The organism is Paenibacillus sp. OT2-17 (assembly GCF_009827695.1).
Taxonomy (GTDB): domain Bacteria; phylum Bacillota; class Bacilli; order Paenibacillales; family Paenibacillaceae; genus Paenibacillus; species Paenibacillus polymyxa_B.
In genome coordinates this window covers 1-3926 of sequence record NZ_WUDQ01000345.1, presented here as the reverse complement: position 1 = coordinate 3926, position 3926 = coordinate 1, and the positions used below count along the sequence as shown (strand labels likewise).

The 3926-nt window shown below is 47.6% G+C and carries 4 protein-coding genes; all 4 read right to left on the bottom strand.

Annotation, left to right across the window (positions count from 1 at the left end; translation table 11 throughout):
* Positions 1-1387: anthranilate synthase component I (trpE, locus tag GRP75_RS20880; RefSeq protein ID WP_160790257.1), on the bottom strand; the 1387-nt coding region annotated here is incomplete at its 3' end.
* A 386-nt stretch (positions 1388-1773) separates the two neighbouring features.
* The gene (gene aroH, locus GRP75_RS20875; RefSeq protein ID WP_013310718.1) at positions 1774-2148 is read right to left on the bottom strand and encodes a chorismate mutase; all 375 of its coding nucleotides are present in this window, start codon (positions 2146-2148) and stop codon (positions 1774-1776) included.
* A 2-nt stretch (positions 2149-2150) separates the two neighbouring features.
* Positions 2151-3245, bottom strand: a complete 1095-nt coding sequence (gene aroB, locus GRP75_RS20870) for a 3-dehydroquinate synthase (protein ID WP_076159307.1) — start codon at positions 3243-3245, stop codon at positions 2151-2153.
* A gap of 1 nt (position 3246) precedes the next feature.
* Positions 3247-3926, bottom strand: a 680-nt coding sequence (gene aroC / locus GRP75_RS20865) for a chorismate synthase (protein WP_160790256.1), incomplete at its 5' end; no start/stop codon positions are given.

The following is a 3926-nucleotide window of genomic DNA, read 5'->3' as shown; positions in this document are numbered from 1 at the left end:
CTGCCTGGACATAGGCCCGGTTCTTTTTAAACACAATCGTGCGAATCGTAATGCAAGCGTCCATATTGCCCGAGAAGCCCAAATATCCAATCGCCCCTGCATAGGGTCCGCGTGCTTCCCGCTCCAACTCAGCAATAATCTCCATGGCCCGTAGCTTCGGAGCCCCCGATACAGTGCCAGCTGGCAGACAAGATAGGAAGGCATCAAAGAAATCTTTGTCCTCACGTAGCTCACCCGACACATTGGAAACAATGTGCATGACATGGGAATAGCGTTCAATTTCCATAAACGTATCGCATTTGACTGTGCCAAACTGTGATACACGGCCCAAATCATTTCTTCCCAAATCAACCAGCATCAGATGTTCTGCACGCTCTTTTTCATCGTTTAACAGTTCTTCAGCAAGTGCCGCATCTTCTGTCTCCGTTACCCCACGCGGTCTCGTTCCTGCAATAGGACGGGTTTCTACCCGGCCGTTTTCCACCTTGACGAGTGCCTCAGGCGAGGTGCCTACGATGATCTCGTCATCCATTTTCAAATAATACATATATGGCGACGGGTTCATCGTGCGCAGCACGCGGTATACCTGTAAAGGAGAGGCCTCTGTATCAATGTGAAAACGCTGGGATAGTACAACCTGAAAAATATCACCGGAGCGGATATACTCCTTCGCCTGCTCTACGTTTGATATAAATTGTTCCTTCGTCATATTGGATTGGATCTCACCTAGTTCCACATCATCAGGAATGGAAGCCGATCCTAATCGCTCAGGCGGGGTCTGCTTGCGCAGATACTGCGCCGTTTCCTCCAACCTGCGTTCCACATCAGCATAAGCAGCACGAATGTCCTCATCGCGAAACCCTTCGCCTATATGAACATTGCCGACCAGCAAAATTTGCTGTTTCACATGATCAAAGACAATTACTTGATCGCAGAACATAAAACGAATATCATCCATATTCAAATCATCTACCGAATGCTCTGGCAGCTTTTCATAGTATTGAAGCAAGTCATATCCAAAAAATCCGATAGCCCCGCCTGTAAATGGAGGCATTTCTTTCAGTTTCGGACTACGGTATTTACGAAGCAATGCTTTGAGCGCTTCAATCGGCTTGTCGTTTAATATTTGCCGTTTACCGTGTTGCTCCAATATCAAACGTCCTTTTTTACCCGAGACCATTAGGAACGGGTCCGTACCGATGAATGAATGTCGCGCCCACTGTTCGCCTCCCTCTACACTCTCTAGCAGAAAGGCACGGTCCCGCTCGGCATACCGACGGAAAATCCGAATCGGCGTCTCCATATCAGCCAACACTTTTTTGTACACAGGAATCAGGTTAAATTCACTCGCCATCGTTATCACTTGCTCCACATGCGGCGTTAACATGAGATCACTTCCTTTCCAAATTGGCGCAGAACCAAAGGAGAGAATATAAAAAAGCCTCTACCGGTAAGGTAGAGGCTGTCAGTTATCGAAATTATAAGAATGCTCCATATGTAAAATGACTACAGCAAATAGATAAGTATACACTCATCCCTTTTGTATAACCGCACAGGTTGCCTCAAATAAGCTTCTCTGTAGAAGAATATCTCTTCATAGACAAAAGCTTACCCGCTACCGCCGATCTCTGTAATCTCATATGGAATTGGCTAAGGCTGCACTCTTCTCATCTCAACTCTGTCTCTGGCTAACTCTACTCTACTTAACTCTGCTACACACACTATATCTCATGGGATGTTACTTTGGCAACTATCAACTTTAAAAACGGGCACTTATTTCCCTTGGGAAGCCAGATCCGGTCTTAACGCCTGTGCTCCGTTCAAATATACATGTTTAATTTCCCGCTGGGATTTATCGGTGTTCACCTGTACCATCAAACGGATGCACTTGGGTAAACTGCCTGCCACAGGAATTTCTAATGCACACATGAGCGGAACCATATCCCAGCCATCAAGCTGACGAATGGCCTTGGCTGGAAAGGCAGTATCCAGGTCATGGGTCACCGTAATCCATACGTTACTAATATCCTCTGGCTGAATTTCATTGTAGGATACAATTTCCTCCAGTAGTTGGCATGTTGCTTCCAAAATTTCGTTTTCTTCATTATTCACTACGGTCGTCGCGCCACGAATTCCCCGATTGTACATCGTTACGCCCCCTCTTTTAACTGTTCAATAACTCGTCGGATGTAAGAGACGGAAATATCCTTCACAACCTCCACGTGCCCGATGCTACGTGGGACGACAAAAGTAATGCTGCCTTCTTTGAACTTTTTGTCATGCATCATCGCGTCCAGCAGCCGATCTGTATCGAGATGTGACGGAAGGGAGGTCGGTAGCCGTAGCGAAGACAACATATCCTTCGTTTCATCTACCAAAGAAGGATCCGCCCCCAGCTTCACGCCCAAAAGTGCGGAGCCGACCATACCAATAGAAATGGCTTCCCCGTGTAAAAACTCACCATATCCCGCAATGGCTTCAATCGCATGACCAATCGTATGACCTAGATTTAGAATAGCGCGCAAATCATTTTCTCGTTCATCACGCGACACCACTTCGGCTTTTACGGAACAACCCTTTTCCAGTCCGTACTCCAGGGCTGCCGCATCTAGCGCAAGCAAATCAGTCGCATGGTCACGGCACCACTGGGCGAAATCAGCATCCCAGATCAAGCCATGCTTGATCATTTCAGCAAGCCCCGCAGATACCTCACGAGGAGGCAAGGTAGACAACGTATCTACGTCATATAACACAAGTTCCGGTTGATGGAAGGCTCCTATCATATTCTTCGCCAAAGGATGGTTGATGCCGACCTTACCGCCCACGCTACTATCATGGGCAAGGATCGTAGTGGGGATCTGTACAAACTTGACACCTCTCATATAAGAAGCTGCCACAAATCCAGCCAAATCACCCACCACACCACCACCAAGTGCAATAACGGCTGAATTGCGATCCAAACCGCCCTCAATGGCTGCTGTTATGACCTGCTCAAATACAGCAAGCGACTTGGAGGTTTCACCTGGCTTAACGACAAAGGACACTGTCTTGTAGCCAGACGCCTGAAGATTGCTCTCCAATGTTGCCAAGTAGAATCCCGCTACATTTTCGTCAGAAACAATTAACAACGGGCTTTTTTGCGCAATTCCTCGTTCCTTCAACAACTCTCCGGATCGATGTAACAGCCCTCGTCCGATATGAATAGGATAAGAACGTTCGCCAAGTTGTACCGTCAGCGTACTCATCTTAGTACCGCCCCAGTTGTTCTTCGTAGGATGCAATATTCGCGCGAATCTCTTCAATCGAATCCCCACCGAATTTTTCTAGCAAAGCTTTCGCAATCTCCCAAGCTACGACATGCTCCATGACTACGCTTGCCGCTGGCACTGCACATGCATCCGAACGCTCAACCTGTGCGGTGAACGCTTCCTTTGTATCAATGTCGACGCTTTGCAACGGCTTGTAGAGTGTGGGAATCGGCTTCATTACGCCACGAACCACAACTGGCATTCCATTCGTCATACCACCCTCAAAACCACCCAAACGATTGGTACGACGGTGATATCCACGTTCCTCATCATATAGAATCTCGTCATGCACCTGTGAACCGCGCAATTCCCCTGCTTCAAAGCCGATGCCAATCTCCACGCCTTTAAATGCATTAATCGACATGACGCCTTGTGCGATACGTGCATCCAGTTTCCGATCATACTGTACATGACTGCCCAGACCAATCGGAACACCTTCTACAATACACTCCACTACCCCACCGACTGAATCACCTTCTTGCTTGATCAGATCAATGTATGCTTCCATTTTCTTTTCGGTTTCTGGATCGGTTACTCTCACCGAGGAGGCTTCTGTCACGGCAATCAGCTCATCAATCGGCAAATCACGGTAAGGAGCTTCGATTTCCCCAATACGGA

What these genes read in the sequence shown, in the direction of transcription:
- aroH (WP_013310718.1), bottom strand. Translation starts at nt 2,148, where the DNA reads ATGTACAATCGGGGAATTCGTGGCGCGACGACCGTAGTGAATAATGAA.
- aroB (WP_076159307.1), bottom strand. Translation starts at nt 3,245, where the DNA reads ATGAGTACGCTGACGGTACAACTTGGCGAACGTTCTTATCCTATTCAT.